The sequence below is a fragment of the Bacteroides sp. RTP31139st1_H2_RTP31139_211217 genome, from assembly GCF_040227615.1.
Lineage (GTDB): Bacteria > Bacteroidota > Bacteroidia > Bacteroidales > Bacteroidaceae > Bacteroides > Bacteroides uniformis.
On record NZ_JBCNZM010000037.1, the window covers coordinates 1 to 16,593 of the forward strand.

Consider the following 16,593-nt stretch of genomic DNA (forward strand, 5'->3'; position numbering starts at 1 on the left):
GTCCGGACCGCACTGTATGCGTATTCAGGGGAGACGGCGGCTTGCAGATGAACCTGCAGGAACTGGGTACCATCATGGAACAAAAGGCTCCGGTGAAGATGATTCTGTTGAACAATAACTTCTTGGGCAATGTTCGTCAATGGCAGGCGATGTTCTTCAATCGTCGTTATTCGTTTACTCCGATGATGAATCCGGATTATATGAAGATTGCTTCGGCATATGATATTCCTGCACGCAGGGTAATGACCCGCGAGGAGCTGGCAAAAGCGATTGACGAGATGATAGCGACTGACGGACCGTTCCTGCTCGAAGCTTGTGTGGAGGAAGAAGGAAATGTAATGCCGATGACACCTCCGGGCGGTTCGGTCAATCAGATGTTGTTGGAATGCTGAAGTCATGCGAAATTAAAGAATTTACTCTATCTATGGATAAAAAACTATATACAATCATTGTTCATTCGGAAAACTTTGCCGGTTTGCTGAATCAGGTGACGGCTGTGTTTACCCGCCGGCAGATAAACATCGAGAGTTTGAATGTATCGGCCTCCTCCATCAAGGGGGTACATAAATATACCATTACCGCTTGGACGGATAAGGATACCATTGAAAAGGTGACCAAGCAGATTACCAAGAAAATAGATGTGCTGCAAGCCCATTATTTCACGGATGATGAAATCTATCAGCACGAGATTGCCCTTTATAAAATAACGACCCCTACGCTGGAAGAAAAACCGGAGGTGTCCAAAGTAATCCGTAAGTACAATGCCCGTATTGTGGAGGTGAATGCTGTATTTGCCATTGTTGAGAAGAATGGCATGAGTGAGGAAATAACCAATCTTTATGAGGAGTTGCGCCAGTTGGATTGCGTACTTCAGTTCGTCCGTTCGGGTCGCGTAGCCATTACGACCAGCTGCTTTGAGCGTGTCAATGAATATCTGGCGGACCGTGAAGCAAAATATCGTCAAAGTAAACACCAGGAATCATGATGAGCGAGAACAATAAAATAGGTACCTACAAGTTTGTTGCCGAACCGTTTCATGTCGACTTTACCGGACGGCTGACAATGGGAGTATTGGGCAACCATTTGTTGAATTGTGCGGGTTTCCATGCCAGCGACCGCGGTTTTGGCATCGCGACTCTAAACGAGGACAATTATACTTGGGTATTGTCCCGTCTGGCTGTCGAACTGGATGAAATGCCTTATCAGTACGAAGATTTCTCCATTCAGACTTGGGTGGAGAATGTCTATCGCCTTTTTACAGACCGTAATTTCGCTATCATCGATAAGGAGGGTAAGAAGATTGGGTATGCACGTTCCGTTTGGGCGATGATTAGCATGAATACCCGTAAGCCGGCAGATTTGCTGGCTCTTCATAGTGGCAGCATTGTAGATTATGTTTGCGATGAGCCTTGCCCGATAGAAAAACCTTCGCGGATAAAGGTGGCCTCAAAGGAACCGGTTGCTGCTTTGGTAGCCAAATACAGTGATATTGACATTAACGGGCATGTGAACAGCATCCGTTACATCGAGCATATCCTTGATTTGTTCCCGATAGAGATGTATAAGGAGAAGCGCATCCGTCGTTTTGAAATGGCATATGTAGCCGAAAGCTATTATGGGGATGAGTTGACTTTGTTCATGGATGATGCCGGTGAGGGCGTTTACGATGTGGAGGTGAAAAAGAATGGCAGCGAAGTGGTCTGTCGCTCTAAAGTGATATTTACAGAGAAATAAATAAATTTATCAACGTTGGCGTAAGCCACAAATAAAAATTAAAACAAAAAATGGCACAATTGAATTTTGGCGGTGTTATTGAGAATGTAATGACCCGCGAAGAATTTCCTTTGGAAAAAGCACGTGAGATTTTGAAAGATGAAACAATTGCAGTAATCGGTTATGGCGTACAAGGCCCGGGCCAGGCTTGCAACTTGCGTGATAACGGTTTCAATGTGATTGTAGGACAACGTCCGGGTAAGACATACGAAAAGGCTGTGGCTGACGGATGGGTACCGGGTGAGACTTTGTTCGGCATCGAAGAGGCTTGTCAGAAAGGTACTATCATCATGTGTCTGTTGTCTGACGCAGCTGTAATGTCTGTATGGCCGACTATCAAACCTTATTTGACTCCCGGAAAGGCTCTTTACTTCTCTCATGGTTTTGCTATTACCTGGAACGACCGTACCGGCGTGGTTCCTCCTAAAGATATTGATGTTATTATGGTTGCTCCCAAAGGTTCCGGTACTTCACTTCGTACCATGTTCCTCGAGGGTCGTGGCTTGAACTCATCATATGCCGTCTATCAGGATGCTACGGGTAAGGCTTTTGACAAGACGATTGCACTGGGTATCGGCATCGGTTCGGGATATTTGTTCGAGACAACTTTCATCCGCGAAGCCACTTCCGACTTGACCGGTGAACGCGGTTCATTGATGGGTGCTATCCAGGGATTGCTGTTGGCTCAGTATGAAGTATTGCGCGAAAACGGCCATACTCCTTCTGAAGCATTCAATGAAACAGTGGAAGAGTTGACTCAATCTTTGATGCCATTGTTTGCCAAGAACGGTATGGACTGGATGTATGCCAACTGTTCTACTACGGCACAGCGTGGTGCGCTGGATTGGATGACCCCGTTCCATGATGCCATCAAGCCGGTTGTACAGAAATTGTATGCAAGTGTGAAGTCGGGCAACGAAGCTCAGATTTCTATCGACAGTAACTCCAAACCCGATTATCGTGAGAAGCTGAATGCAGAATTGAAAGCCTTGCGTGAAAGCGAAATGTGGCAGACAGCTGTTACAGTTCGTAAACTTCGTCCGGAAAACAATTAATCAGCTTTATATAAATAGGTGAAATACCCTCTTCGGTGTTACCGGAGGGGGTATTTCTTTATTATTGATTCCCTATATTTTGAATAAACTCCAATAGCTTCCGGTAAAAACCGTGATGTTTCAGCGTCTCTGCCTCTCCCAATATCACCAGCTTCATACGTGCCCGGGTGATGGCTACATTCATTCTCCTTAAATCATTCAGGAATCCTATCTGTCCTTCTTCGTTGGCACGGACAAGGCTGATGAAGATAACATCGCGCTCTTGCCCTTGGAAGCCATCCACCGTATTTACAGTGAACAAGCTGCGATAAGGCTTGAGTGAAGCGTCTGCCTTTATCTTGCTGCGGAGATATTGCACTTGTGCCTTGTAAGGGGAGATGATGCCGATGTCTATTTTTTCTTCCAGAATGCGGTTGCCACCGATACGGTTGATGTAGATTTTCAGTTCTGATAGGAGCAGGTCCGCTTCCGCCTTATTAATGCGTCCGAAAGTCTCTCCCACAAATTCTTCTTTGAAATCCATTTCGGAGGTGTCAATCCAGTGGATGGGGGTATCCCAGTCCAGGATGCCCCGGTAACGCACTTCGGGAGCGGCTTCCAACTCGCCATTATAAAACCATTGGGAAGGAAATTTCATGATTTCCTCGTGCATGCGGTATTGTACTTTCAGCAAAGAGACAACGGCAGGTTTGTTGGACACCACTTTCTCCATCAATGTTCGTTCCAGACCTCCACGGGCAGCTTCGTAGCATTTTATAGTGGGCGGAAGTTGGCAGTGGTCACCCGCCAACACCACGCGGTCTGCTTTTCGGATAGCTATCCAGCAGGCAGCTTCTAAGGCCTGGGCTGCTTCATCAATGAAAAGGGTGCCGAAACGGCGTCCGTTCAGCAGCCGGTGATTGCTGCTTACTAGCGTGGAGGCTATGACATGTGCCCCATCAAAAAGCTCTGCATTGATTTGTATTTCCAATGCGGTGGCGCGGTCGCGCAGGCGGCTCATACGGCTGCGTACTCCTTCGCGTTCGTCATAGCTGCCACGGCGGGCACGGCTGCCCAGTTCACGGAGATTTTTCCGGATGCTCCACAGCTCCGGATAAAGCGGATGGTTCTCGAAACGACGCTCGTAGGTAAAGGAAAGCATCTTGTCGTTGACACGGGTCGGATTGCCGATACGCAGGACATTGACGCCACGGTCCACAAGTTTTTCCGAAATCCAGTCGACGGCAGTATTGCTTTGGGCACATACCAGTACCTGCGGTTCCCGATGCAGGGTTTCGTAGATGGCTTCCACTAAGGTGGTCGTTTTTCCGGTTCCTGGAGGACCATGTACAATGGCCACGTCGCGAGCACACAGCACTTTGTTTACAGCTGTTTCCTGCGTGGAGTTCAGCCAGGGAAACCGTACGGGATAGAGCTCTCGGAAACCGGCTTTCGAGGTTCCCAGCAATATGTCCCGCAATTCGGCCAGGCGGTTGCCTTTGGAGCGTAACGTATCTTCCAAGGCTTCGAACATGGTCCGATAGGATGTTTCGTCGAAATAAAGTTGCACGCCGAGGTTGTCCGTTTCCTGCACTTCCATCACGGCACCGGCTCCGGGCATTATCGCTACCATCCGTGTCTCGTCGGCATAGCTTACGGTAGCGGTGAAGTTCATATAGGTTATTTTTCCATCGGCAGACTGGCGGAAAAAACATACGGGACGGCCGAACTCAAAATTATGTTCTATATCGGTATTTTCTGTGTGTGTAATTTCTATTACTAATTGATTCAGTGAATTATAGTAACTTCGTCCCGGAGTGGCAGGATACCAGCAAAGTCCCCGTTTCACTTTCCGGGCAACCCCCATGTTTTCGGTTTGGCGTTTGAATTCCTCTTTTTCGTATTCGTATTCCATGCGCAGCAAAAGTTGCTGCTGTTGGAGGTGAATAATAGGACTATTTGAATCTTGTTCCTTCATGGTTGCAAAGGTAATCATTCTTCGCTTCCGACGGAAAAAATGCTTTATTTTGTTAAACTATTCAGCCTTTTTATTTGTTTATGATATTAATTTGTAATCTTTACAATAATGAAAAACTAAAAAATAGTGGTTATGGTATATGATTTAACGATGCTCAAAACGTTTTATGCCGCTTATTCGGAGAAGATAGAACGCGTACGGAACGTACTGCGGCGTCCGATGACTTTAGCAGAGAAAATTTTGTATGCTCATTTGTATGATGGGGATAAAGTGAAGAACTACAGACGGGGAGAAGACTATGTGAATTTCCGTCCCGACCGTGTGGCCATGCAGGATGCAACGGCTCAAATGGCCTTATTGCAATTTATGAATGCAGGCCGTGAGCAGGTTGCCGTGCCTTCCACTGTGCACTGTGACCATTTGATTCAAGCATATAAAGGTGCAAAAGAAGATATCGTGACTGCTACGAAGACCAACGAGGAGGTCTATAATTTTCTCCGTGATGTTTCCTCCCGCTATGGCATAGGTTTTTGGCAGCCGGGAGCAGGCATTATTCACCAGGTGGTATTGGAGAACTACGCATTTCCGGGTGGGATGATGGTAGGCACGGACTCTCATACGCCCAATGCCGGAGGTTTGGGCATGGTGGCCATTGGTGTGGGTGGTGCCGATGCGGTGGATGTGATGACCGGCATGGAATGGGAACTGAAAATGCCGCGTCTGATAGGCGTACACTTGAAGGGTAAATTGAGTGGCTGGGTAGCTCCCAAAGACGTTATTCTGAAGTTGGCGGGTATTCTTACTGTAAAAGGGGGAACCAATGCCATCATTGAATATTTTGGACCGGGAACCGCTTCGTTGTCTGCCACTGGAAAGGCTACCATCTGCAATATGGGGGCAGAGGTGGGGGCGACTACCTCCCTTTTCCCTTACGATGAGCGCATGGGTACCTACTTGAAAGCTACCGGACGTGAAGAAGTGGCAAAAATGGCTGTTTCCGTAGCTGCCGACCTTCGCGCCGACGACGAAGTGCTGGCAAATCCGGAAAAATATTACGACCGCATCATTGAAATAGACCTCTCGCTGTTGGAACCGTATATCAATGGGCCCTTTACGCCGGATGCAGCAACACCGATATCGAAATTTGCCGAGGTAGTGATAACCAATAACTATCCCCGCCGGATGGAAGTCGGTCTGATAGGGTCGTGCACCAATTCGTCCTATCAGGATTTGAGCCGTGCGGCCTCCCTTGCCCGGCAGGTAAAGGAAAAGAATTTGAAGGTTGCTTCCCCGCTGATTGTCAATCCCGGCTCGGAGCAGATACGTGCTACTGCTGAACGCGACGGCATGATTGCCGCTTTCGAAGATATTGGCGCAACGATAATGGCGAATGCCTGCGGACCTTGTATTGGCCAGTGGAAGCGCCATACTGATGACCCCGAACGCAAAAATTCCATCGTCACCTCTTTTAACCGTAATTTTGCCAAACGTGCCGACGGCAATCCCAATACTTTTGCTTATGTGGCTTCTCCCGAAATTACCATGGCGCTGACCATTGCAGGCGACCTCTGTTTCGACCCCTTGCGGGATACGCTGGTCAATGCCAAAGGAGAGGTTGTGAAACTGTCCGAACCAGTCGGTGAGGAATTGCCGGCACACGGATTCATCGGAGGACAAAAAGGATATATTGCTCCAAACAAGGGACAGACGGAAATTACGGTCAATCCTCATTCACAGCGCTTGCAACTGCTGACTCCCTTCCCTGCCTGGGATGGCATGGACTTGCTGAATATGCCTTTATTGATTAAAGTGCAAGGGAAATGTACCACCGACCACATCTCTATGGCGGGGCCATGGCTCCGTTTCCGGGGACATTTGGAGAATATTTCGGACAATATGCTGATGGGGGCTGTCAATGCTTTCAATGGAGAGACGAACAAGGTTTGGAACCGCTCCACCAATACCTATGGAACAGTGTCAGGCACTGCGAAGCTGTATAAATCAGAAGGCATCCCTTCCATTGTCGTTGCCGAAGAGAATTATGGTGAAGGTTCCAGCCGTGAGCATGCTGCCATGGAACCACGCTTCCTGAATGTACGCGCCATTTTGGCGAAAAGCTTTGCCCGTATCCATGAGACGAATTTAAAGAAACAAGGCATGTTGGCGCTGACCTTTACGGATAAGGCCGATTATGACAAGATTCGGGAACGCGACCTGATTTCTGTCATGGGGTTGAAAGATTTTGCTTCGGGACGTACGTTGAAGGTGGTTCTTCATCACGAGGACGGGAGTAAAGAAAGTTTTGAAGTACAACATACGTATAACGAACAGCAGATAGCCTGGTTCCGGGCCGGTTCTGCACTTAATGCAAGATAGAATATGGAAAAAATTACTGTACCTTTTATTACCGGCGATGGAGTGGGAGCAGAAGTGACCCCATCCATGCAGGCTGTCGTGAATGCCGCTGTCAAGAAATCCTATGGTGACCGGCGTGGCATTGAATGGAAAGAAGTGCTGGCAGGAGAACGTGCTTTCCACGAAACCGGCTCCTGGTTGCCGGACGAAACCATGGAAGCCTTCCGCACCTATAAGGTGGGCATCAAAGGTCCTTTGACAACTCCCGTCGGTGGAGGTATCCGTTCCTTGAACGTAGCCTTGCGTCAGACGCTCGATTTGTATGTCTGCCAACGTCCGGTACGTTGGTATAAGGGCATTGTTTCTCCACTCAAAGAGCCACAGAAGGTGGATATGTGCGTATTCCGTGAGAATACCGAGGATATTTATGCAGGCATCGAATGGGAAGCCGGAACTCCGGAGGCTGAAAAGTTCTATCGTTTTCTCCGTGATGACATGGGGGTGACAAAAGTCCGTTTTCCCGAAACCTCCTCGTTTGGCGTGAAGCCCGTTTCAAGAGAAGGAACAGAGCGCTTGGTGCGTGCCGCCTGCCAATACGCCCTTGAGCATCATCTGCCTTCCGTGACGTTGGTACACAAAGGAAACATCATGAAATTTACGGAAGGCGGCTTCAAGAAGTGGGGGTACGAACTGGCAGAACGTGAGTTTGGTAAAGAACTTGCAGAAGGGCGTCTGGTCATCAAGGACTGCATTGCCGATGCATTCTTGCAGAACACGTTGCTTATCCCCGAAGAATATTCCGTGATTGCCACGTTGAATCTGAACGGCGATTATGTGTCCGACCAACTGGCTGCCATGGTAGGCGGCATCGGCATTGCACCGGGTGCGAATATCAACTATAAAACAGGGCATGCCATTTTTGAGGCTACTCACGGGACGGCTCCGAACATTGCCGGGAAAGACATTGTGAATCCCTGTTCCATCATCCTTTCCGCTGTGATGATGCTTGAATATCTGGGTTGGAAGGAAGCAGCCTCTCTTATAGAGAACGCCTTGGAGGAAAGTTTCACAGAAGCCCGTGCTACTGCCGACTTGGCACGTTTTATGCCGGGTGGCGTCTCGCTGTCCACTTCGACTTTCACCCGGGAGATTGTAAGGAGAATAGAAAATGGGAATAACGAATAAAACGAAACGATTATGAAGAAGGAGTATCTGATTTACAAGCTTTCCGAAGATTTGAAGGAAGCTACCCGGATTGAGAATGAACTGTTCAGGAAGTTTGATGTGAAGCGCGGTTTGCGTAATGAGGACGGCACGGGAGTCTTGGTGGGGTTGACCAAAATAGGCAATGTGGTCGGCTATGAACGCATCCCCGGTGGAGGGCTGAAGCCTATTCCCGGCAAATTGTTCTACCGCGGTTATGATGTGGATGACTTGGCACACGCCATCATCAAAGAGAAGCGTTTCGGTTTTGAGGAAATTGCCTACTTGTTGCTTTCCGGTCGCCTGCCCGACAAGGAAGAACTCTCTTCTTTCCGTGAACTCATCAACGACAACATGCCGCTGGAGCAGAAGACCAAGATGAATATCATTGAACTCGAAGGAAACAACATTATGAACATCCTGGCGCGCAGCGTGCTCGAGATGTATCGTTTTGACCCTGATGCAGATGACACTTCCCGCGATAATCTGATGCGGCAGAGCATTGAGCTTATTTCGAAATTCCCGACCATCATTGCGTATGCCTATAACATGCTTCGCCATGCCACCCATGGCCGTTCACTGCATATCCGCCATCCGCAGGAAAACCTTTCCATTGCCGAGAATTTCCTCTATATGCTGAAGAAGGACTACACGGAGCTGGATGCCCGCACGCTCGACCTGCTGCTGGTTCTTCAGGCCGAGCACGGTGGTGGTAACAACTCCACTTTTACCGTACGTGTCACTTCTTCTACCGGGACGGATACTTACTCTTCGATAGCGGCAGGTATCGGTTCCTTGAAAGGGCCGCTTCATGGAGGTGCCAATATCCAGGTTGCCGATATGTTCCACCATCTGCAGGAAAACATTCAGGACTGGACGAATGTGGATGAGATTGATACTTACTTCACCCGCATGCTCAACAAGGAAGCCTATAACAAGACCGGCTTGATATATGGTATCGGACATGCCGTCTATACCATTTCCGACCCGCGCGCCATTCTGCTGAAAGAGCTTGCCCGCGACCTTGCCCGCGAAAAAGGGAAAGAACGCGAGTTCGCTTTCCTTGAACTGCTCGAGGAGCGCGCCATTGATGTGTTTGGCCGTGTGAAGAATAATGGCAAGACGGTTTCGAGTAATGTGGATTTCTATTCGGGCTTTGTTTACGAGATGATTGGGCTGCCGCAGGAAATCTTCACGCCTTTGTTTGCCATGGCACGTATTGTCGGTTGGTGTGCACATCGCAATGAAGAATTGAATTTCGAAGGCAAGCGTATTATCCGTCCTGCCTATAAGAATGTTTTGGATGAGGTGGCTTATGTGCCCATTAAGAAACGGTAAGGATTAGACTTGTATCTTTTAAATCGTTCCATCACGGGGAAAAAATCGTTCCACCATGGTAGAACGATTTTTTCTCCATGGTGGAATGAAATTTACTCCATGATGGAACGATTAGATTTTCGTATCTCTACTGCTTAATCTTCTCAGTAAAAAACACTGGTTTTTGCATGAAAAAACAATTATCCGGGGAAAACGATTTGTTTGTTGTGAGTTTTCTTTATCTTTGCTTCGCATAAATAAAGAACTATGAATCAGGAAACTTTTCAGATATTTCTGTGGGTAATGAGTGCTGTGGCATTGGTTGTCTTTATTGCACTCTATTTTGTCAAAGCGGGTTATGGCATGTTCCGTACTGCCTCGTGGGGAATCTCCATCAATAATAAACTGGCGTGGGTGCTTATGGAAGCGCCGGTATTCATCCTCATGTTTGGGTTGTGGGGGAAGAGTGGAGCGGGATTTGCCGTGCCGGTATATTTCTTCTTCCTGCTGTTTCAGTTGCACTATCTTCAGCGGGCCTTTATTTTTCCGTTCCTGCTGAAAGGTAAAAGCCGGATGCCGGTAGCTATTATGGCGATGGGTATCGTCTTCAACCTTTTGAACGGGATGATGCAGGCGGGCGGTTTGTTCTATTTCGCTCCCGAAGGCTTGTATGCCGATGGCTGGGCCTATTTGCTGAAACCTCATGCCTTGTTGGGAATCATTCTGTTTTTTGCAGGTATGTTCGTCAATTTGCATTCCGACTATGTGATACGTCATCTGCGCAGGCCAGGTGATACGAAGCATTATCTTCCCGGAAAAGGGCTTTACCGATACGTCACTTCTGCCAATTACTTCGGTGAACTGGTGGAATGGACGGGGTTTGCCATACTCACAGCTTCTCCCGCCGCCTGGGTGTTCGTCTGGTGGACGTTTGCCAACCTTGTTCCCCGTGCCGATGCCATTCACCGCCGTTATCGGGAGGAGTTTGGTGATGAGGCGGTAGGAAAGCGCAAACGCATCATTCCATTTCTTTATTAATGGAAAATGGAGAGTTGAAAATGGAAAATGAATAATTCATAACTTATAACTTATAACTCATAACTCATAACGATGGAATCCAAGTTATTCACCCCCGTCACTTTCGGACCGTTGACTTTGCGTAACCGTACCATCCGTTCGGCTGCTTTCGAGAGCATGTGTCCCGGAAACGCTCCGTCGGACATGTTGCTCGACTATCATCGGTCGGTAGCGGCGGGAGGTATAGGTATGACTACTGTTGCTTATGCGGCAGTTACTCAGAGCGGCTTGTCTTTTGACCGCCAGTTGTGGATGCGTCCTGAGATTATCCCCGGACTCCGTAGGCTGACTGATGCCATACATGCGGAGGGGGCTGCGGCAGGCATCCAGTTGGGACACTGTGGCAATATGTCCCATAAGAGTATTTGCGGTTGTATGCCCGTCGGCGCATCTTCTGGTTTCAATCTTTACTCTCCTACCTTTGTGCGCGGACTGCGTGCCGATGAGCTGCCGGAGATGGCGCGTGCTTATGGGCGTTCGGTGAATCTGGCACGGGAGGCCGGATTTGATTCTGTAGAGATTCATGCAGGGCATGGCTATCTCATCAGCCAGTTCTTGTCCCCGTCCACCAACCATCGGAAAGACGAGTTCGGAGGCTCGTTGCAGAACCGTATGCGTTTTATGGATATGGTGATGGAAGAAGTGATGAAGGCTGCCGGCAGTGATATGGCTGTGCTGGTGAAGATGAACATGCGCGACGGTTTCCGTGGAGGGATGGAGCTGGACGAGACGATGCAGGTGGCCCGGAGGCTGGAGCAGTCGGGAGCACATGCGCTGGTCTTGAGCGGTGGGTTTGTCAGTAAGGCGCCGATGTATGTCATGCGGGGCGAAATGCCTATCCGCAGCATGACGCATTACATGACCTGCTGGTGGTTGAAATACGGTGTACGCATGGTAGGCAAATGGATGATACCGAGCGTACCGTTTAAGGAAGCTTATTTCCTGGAAGATGCCTTGAAATTCCGTGCCGCCTTGAAGATACCGTTGGTTTATGTGGGTGGCCTGGTTTCCAGGGACAAGATAGATGAGGTGCTGGATGACGGCTTCGAGGCTGTGCAAATGGCGCGCGCTCTGCTCAATGAGCCGGGGTTCGTCAACCGCATGCGTGCCGAAGAGAATGCACGTTGCAACTGCCGGCATAGTAATTATTGCATTGCCCGGATGTATTCCATCGAGATGGCATGCCATCAGCATTTGAAGGAGGAACTTCCACCTTGTCTGAAAAAGGAGATAGAGAAAATCGAAGCGAAAGGCTGATTTTTAGTTTTTAATTTTCAATTTTTAATTATTAAAGTGAATTTAGCTGTTATAACTGGGGCAGACGGTGGCATGGGCATGGAAATTACCCGCGCAGTGGCAACTGCCGGCTATCAGGTCATCATGGCATGCCGTGACCCCCAAGCTGCCGAACCCAAGCGGCAACTGCTGATGCGTGAAACCGGTAATCCGCGTATTGAGACTGCTCCCATTGATTTGGCATCTCTGGCTTCAGTGGCCGCATTTGCAGAGCATCTGTTGAAGCGGGGAGAGCCGTTGGCGTTGTTGATGAACAATGCCGGAACCATGGAAACGGAACGCCGCATTACCGAGGACGGACTGGAACGGACGGTGAGTGTCAATTATGTAGGGCCTTACCTGCTGACTCGCAAGCTGCTGCCATTGATGGGAGAGGGGAGCCGTATTGTGAATATGGTATCTTGTACGTATGCCATCGGTCATCTTGACTTTCCGGATTTTTTCCTCCGGGGAAGAAGGGGGGACTTTTGGCGCATTCCTATATATAGCAACACGAAGCTGGCATTGACTCTGTTCACCATCGACTTGGCCAGTCGTGTCAAGCACAAAGGTATTGTTGTGAATGCGGCCGACCCGGGGATTGTGTCTACCAATATCATTACCATGCATATGTGGTTTGACCCGCTGACAGATATACTTTTCAGGCCTTTCATCCGTACTCCCCGTAAGGGAGCTGCAACAGCTGTCGGCTTATTGCTGGATGAGGATGCCGGTAAACGTACGGGGACATTGAATGCCAGTTGCCGTCCCAAGTCTCTTTCGGAGAAGTACACCCGGCATGTACAGATGGAAGAACTGTGGGAGAGGACGGAAAGTATAGTGAAAAAATGGTTGTAAAAAACAGAGAAGGCGCATATGTCGCCTTCTCTGTTTATGGGGTATCTGAACTGTCTGTCATTAGATAGACAGTTCTCTCAATACATTTACAAGGTCTTTCTTGATGGGTTTGTCATTCTTGATGGCCTTCGTGAAGGGAACGTATACCACTTCATCGTGGTCAATGCCTATCATGACATTGCGCTGTCCTTCCATGATTGCGTCGATGGCGGCTGCGCCCAGACGGCTGGCAAGGATACGGTCGTGTGCCGTAGGGCTACCACCGCGTTGCAAGTGACCGAGGATGGTTACGCGTACGTCATATTGGGGGTATTCGTTCTTTACACGCTCTGCATAGTGCATTGCACCGCCGGTCAGTTCACTCTCGGCTACCAGTACGATACTGCTGTTCTTGGATTTCCGGAAACCGTTCTTGATGAATTCTTCCAGTTGGTCCACTTCCGTACTGAATTCCGGGATAATGGCTGCTTCTGCTCCGGAGGCGATGGCGCCGTTCAGAGCGAGGAAACCGGCATCGCGTCCCATGACTTCTACGAAAAACAAGCGCTCATGGGAAGTGGCTGTATCACGGATTTTGTCCACAGCATCCAGGATCGTGTTCAGCGCGGTGTCGTAGCCGATAGTGGTATCTGTTCCATAAAGGTCATTGTCGATAGTTCCCGGCAGCCCGATACAAGGCACGTCAAACTCTTGTGCAAAGATACGAGCACCGGTCAGCGAACCGTCGCCTCCGATAATCACTAAGGCGTCAATGCCTTCTTTCTTCATGTTGTCGTAAGCAATCTGGCGGCCCTCGGGAGTCGTGAACTCTTTGCAGCGGGCTGTCTTCAGGATTGTACCACCCAGCTGGATGATGTTGCTGACATTTTGGCTTTTGAATTCTTTGATTTCGCCGGTTACCAGACCTTTGTAACCTCTATATATACCTTTAACTGAAAGTCCGTTGTAAATAGCCGAACGTGTCACGGCACGTATGGCTGCGTTCATTCCCGGAGCATCACCTCCTGATGTCAAGATACCAATGCACTTAACTGTTCCCATAACAATCTTTTTGTTTAGTATTAATAATCATGATGAAAAATAGATTTGGACTATTTTTTCATGCCGCAAAGATAGCAAAAAGCTGAGGCGGTGACTAATAAATTACGTTAATTTGCTGTTCCAAAAGGATGACAAACTGTTATTTAAGTTTTGACTTTATGGCTTCTGAAATTTCTTCCATCAGCCATTTGGGGGTGGAAGTGGCTCCGCAGACACCGATGGAATTGGCACCGGCTAACAGAGAACTATCTATTTCTTCGGCACTGTCTATCAAATGTGAATTGGCATTGACTTTTTTACACTCACTGAACAGCATCTTGCCGTTAGAGCTTTTTTTGCCGCTGACAAAGAATATTAAATCATGGGAAGCTGCAAATTTCCGGATATTAGGTATCCGGTTTGCTACTTGTCGGCAGATAGTGTCATAGGACTCGAAAGTGACTTTCGGTGAGATATGTCCCTCTATGTATTTCACAATGTTTTGAAATCCGTCCAGAGACTTTGTGGTCTGGGAGTAGAGACGGATGTCTTTGCTGAAATCCAGTTTCCTTGCCTCTTCCTGCTTTTCGATGACGATGGCCTTTCCGGTGGTTTGTCCTACCAGACCCAGTACTTCGGCGTGTCCATTTTTGCCATAGATGACAATTTGCTTGTCGCGGTTGTCTTCCTGGACGTACTCTTGCTTAATCTTCTTTTGCAGGCGGAGTACGACCGGGCAGGTTGCGTCAATGATTTCTATATTGTTGCGGCGGGCAATGTCATAAGTTTCAGGGGGCTCTCCATGGGCGCGCAACAGCACCTTGGCGTTGTGGAGGCGGTTGAATTCCTCATGGTTGATGGTAATCAGCCCCATTGCCTTCAGGCGTTCCACTTCACGGCTGTTGTGCACGATGTCTCCCAGACAATAGAGGGTCCCTCCTTTCGCCAGTTCCTCTTCTGCCTTGTTTATTGCAGTGACAACTCCGAAACAGAAGCCGGAGCCTTCGTCTATTTCTACTTTTGCCATATCCGGTTCAGTTCTTCTCCTTTATAACCCGTTCGAATTGTTCCGCCAGCCATTCCTTTTGTTGGGAAATGCTCAGGTGGCTGTTGTCCAACAATAAAGCGTCAGAAGCTTTGCGCAGCGGACTTACATCCCGGTTTTGGTCAATATAGTCCCGTTGTTTCACATTTTCCAGAATTTCGTCAAAGCTGGCTTCTTCCCCTTTGGCCTTTAGTTCGTCATAGCGGCGTTGTGCCCGTATCTCGGGGGTGGCGGTTACAAAAATTTTCAGCTCGGCATCCGGAAAAACGGTAGTGCCGATGTCGCGCCCGTCCATAACGATACCCTTGGCCTTGCCCATCTCTTGTTGCTGTGCCACCATAGCTTCGCGTACGAAATCCAATGTTGCAATGGGACTGACACGTGAAGACACTTCCATGGTACGGATTTTGTTTTCTACATTTACTCCGTTCAGGTAGGTATCCGGGCGTCCGGTTTCGGGGTTCAGGCGGAAAGAAATATGTATATCCTTTATTAGACTTTTCAGTTTTTCGGCATCTATGCGGTCACCCTGGAAAATACCATTCTCTATACTATATAATGTTACTGCCCGATACATGGCACCGCTATCTATATATATGTAACCGATTTCGCGGGCAAGGTCTTTGGCCATAGTGCTTTTTCCGCAAGAGGAAAAGCCGTCGATTGCTATTGTTATCTTTTTCATGACTTTTATGCTATAGTTATACAGGTATAACACCTGCAAAATAGAAAATTTCAATATTTCATTTAAAATTCTTGCCAAAGATACGGTATTTTTAAAATATCTCGTTACATTTGTGGCACAAAAGCATGTGGAGGCTTTTGAAGGATTAAAAAAATGAAAAAGGAACGTCTGTTGTGTAAAAAAAAACAGCAGAGCGTGAACATTCTTGGGAAAAGTACTATATTTGCCCCAAATGAGAAACACTAAAATTATATTATAAATTATGGAAATTAAGAAATCACCTAAGGCAGACCTGGAGAGTAAGAAGTCGACTTGGCTGCTTGTCGGTTATGTAATCGTGCTCGCTTTCATGTTTGTTGCGTTCGAGTGGACAAAGCGTGACATCAAGATTGATACGAGTCAGGCTATTACCGACTTAGTATTTGAAGAGGAAATCATCCCTATTACAGAACAGCCGGAGCAGGTTACTCCTCCGCCCCCCGAAGCTCCTGCGATTGCAGAAACGCTGACTATCGTTGAGGACGATGCCGACGTGGAAGAAACTGCCATCGTATCTTCTGAGGAATTGAATCAGGCTGTGGAAATCAAATATGTTCCCGTAGCAGTGGAAGAGGAAGAACCGGAAGAACAGACTATTTTCGAGGTGGTGGAGCAGATGCCCGAATTCCCGAACGGTGGTATGGCCGGTTTGATGCAGTATCTGAGCAAGAACATTAAATATCCTACTATTGCACAGGAAAACGGAACTCAAGGCCGTGTAACTGTACAGTTTGTGGTCAATAAGGACGGTAGTATCGTAGATGCTAAGGTGCTGAGAGGTGTTGACCCGTACTTGGACAAAGAAGCTGTCCGCGTGATTATGGGCATGCCGAAGTGGAAACCCGGTATGCAGCGTGGTAAACCCGTTCGCGTTAAGTATACCGTGCCTGTAATGTTTAGATTGCAGTAATAAAATATCTATAAGTGGGAGAGG

Annotated in this window: 15 protein-coding genes; 11 read left to right on the forward strand and 4 right to left on the reverse strand. The window is 48.2% G+C overall.

Translation table 11 applies throughout. The features are described from left to right. The 4 genes from ABUA47_RS08215 to ilvC all read left to right on the forward strand — a co-directional run. Window positions 1-392 (forward strand): thiamine pyrophosphate-dependent enzyme (locus ABUA47_RS08215; RefSeq protein WP_349831522.1); only part of this gene is annotated, 392 nt, incomplete at its 5' end. Between the two features lie 32 nt (window positions 393-424). Then, a complete protein-coding gene (gene ilvN, locus ABUA47_RS08220) occupies window positions 425-985 on the forward strand; it encodes an acetolactate synthase small subunit (RefSeq protein ID WP_005833135.1) in 561 nt (186 codons plus the stop codon). Continuing rightward, a complete protein-coding gene (locus ABUA47_RS08225; protein ID WP_034523242.1) occupies window positions 985-1,734 on the forward strand; it encodes an acyl-[acyl-carrier-protein] thioesterase in 750 nt (249 codons plus the stop codon). The genes ilvN and ABUA47_RS08225 overlap by 1 nt, the downstream gene beginning before the upstream one ends. A gap of 50 nt (window positions 1,735-1,784) precedes the next feature. Then, window positions 1,785-2,828, forward strand: a complete 1,044-nt coding sequence (gene ilvC / locus ABUA47_RS08230; RefSeq protein ID WP_005827157.1) for a ketol-acid reductoisomerase — start codon at window positions 1,785-1,787, stop codon at window positions 2,826-2,828. Between the two features lie 61 nt (window positions 2,829-2,889). Here ilvC and ABUA47_RS08235 read toward each other — a convergent pair whose 3' ends face one another. Then, window positions 2,890-4,785, reverse strand: a complete 1,896-nt coding sequence (locus ABUA47_RS08235) for an AAA domain-containing protein (RefSeq protein ID WP_034523241.1) — start codon at window positions 4,783-4,785, stop codon at window positions 2,890-2,892. A 132-nt stretch (window positions 4,786-4,917) separates the two neighbouring features. Between ABUA47_RS08235 and ABUA47_RS08240 the strand changes: the two genes are divergently transcribed. The 6 genes from ABUA47_RS08240 (at window position 4,918) to ABUA47_RS08265 (ending at window position 12,870) form a co-directional block, all read left to right on the forward strand. Then, window positions 4,918-7,161 (forward strand): aconitate hydratase, encoded by a 2,244-nt coding sequence (locus ABUA47_RS08240; RefSeq protein ID WP_035449120.1) that lies wholly within the window; start codon window positions 4,918-4,920, stop codon window positions 7,159-7,161. 3 nt (window positions 7,162-7,164) lie between these two features. Further along, on the forward strand, window positions 7,165-8,325 hold the full coding sequence (icd, locus tag ABUA47_RS08245; protein ID WP_035449119.1) for an NADP-dependent isocitrate dehydrogenase: 1,161 nt from the start codon (window positions 7,165-7,167) through the stop codon (window positions 8,323-8,325). A gap of 12 nt (window positions 8,326-8,337) precedes the next feature. Next, window positions 8,338-9,681 carry a citrate/2-methylcitrate synthase gene (locus ABUA47_RS08250; RefSeq protein WP_009037962.1) on the forward strand — a complete coding sequence of 448 codons (1,344 nt, stop codon included), beginning with the start codon at window positions 8,338-8,340 and terminating at the stop codon, window positions 9,679-9,681. 246 nt (window positions 9,682-9,927) lie between these two features. Next, a complete protein-coding gene (locus ABUA47_RS08255) occupies window positions 9,928-10,698 on the forward strand; it encodes a DUF1295 domain-containing protein (protein ID WP_035449118.1) in 771 nt (256 codons plus the stop codon). A 72-nt stretch (window positions 10,699-10,770) separates the two neighbouring features. Continuing rightward, window positions 10,771-11,994 carry an NADH:flavin oxidoreductase gene (locus ABUA47_RS08260; RefSeq protein ID WP_044468476.1) on the forward strand — a complete coding sequence of 408 codons (1,224 nt, stop codon included), beginning with the start codon at window positions 10,771-10,773 and terminating at the stop codon, window positions 11,992-11,994. Window positions 11,995-12,030: 36 nt separating this feature from the next. Further along, a complete protein-coding gene (locus ABUA47_RS08265; protein WP_005833119.1) occupies window positions 12,031-12,870 on the forward strand; it encodes an SDR family oxidoreductase in 840 nt (279 codons plus the stop codon). Between the two features lie 60 nt (window positions 12,871-12,930). Here ABUA47_RS08265 and pfkA read toward each other — a convergent pair whose 3' ends face one another. From pfkA to cmk, 3 genes are all read right to left on the reverse strand, one after another. Next, entirely contained in the window at window positions 12,931-13,911 is a 981-nt protein-coding gene (pfkA, locus tag ABUA47_RS08270) for a 6-phosphofructokinase (protein ID WP_005827137.1), read from the reverse strand. A gap of 139 nt (window positions 13,912-14,050) precedes the next feature. Next, complete coding sequence (locus ABUA47_RS08275; RefSeq protein ID WP_035449115.1) at window positions 14,051-14,917, reverse strand: 4-hydroxy-3-methylbut-2-enyl diphosphate reductase; 867 nt, start codon at window positions 14,915-14,917, stop codon at window positions 14,051-14,053. 7 nt (window positions 14,918-14,924) lie between these two features. Further along, on the reverse strand, window positions 14,925-15,620 hold the full coding sequence (gene cmk, locus ABUA47_RS08280) for a (d)CMP kinase (protein ID WP_034525522.1): 696 nt from the start codon (window positions 15,618-15,620) through the stop codon (window positions 14,925-14,927). 262 nt (window positions 15,621-15,882) lie between these two features. Between cmk and ABUA47_RS08285 the strand changes: the two genes are divergently transcribed. Continuing rightward, a complete protein-coding gene (locus ABUA47_RS08285) occupies window positions 15,883-16,569 on the forward strand; it encodes an energy transducer TonB (RefSeq protein ID WP_005833113.1) in 687 nt (228 codons plus the stop codon). Window positions 16,570-16,593: the final 24 nt, after the last annotated feature.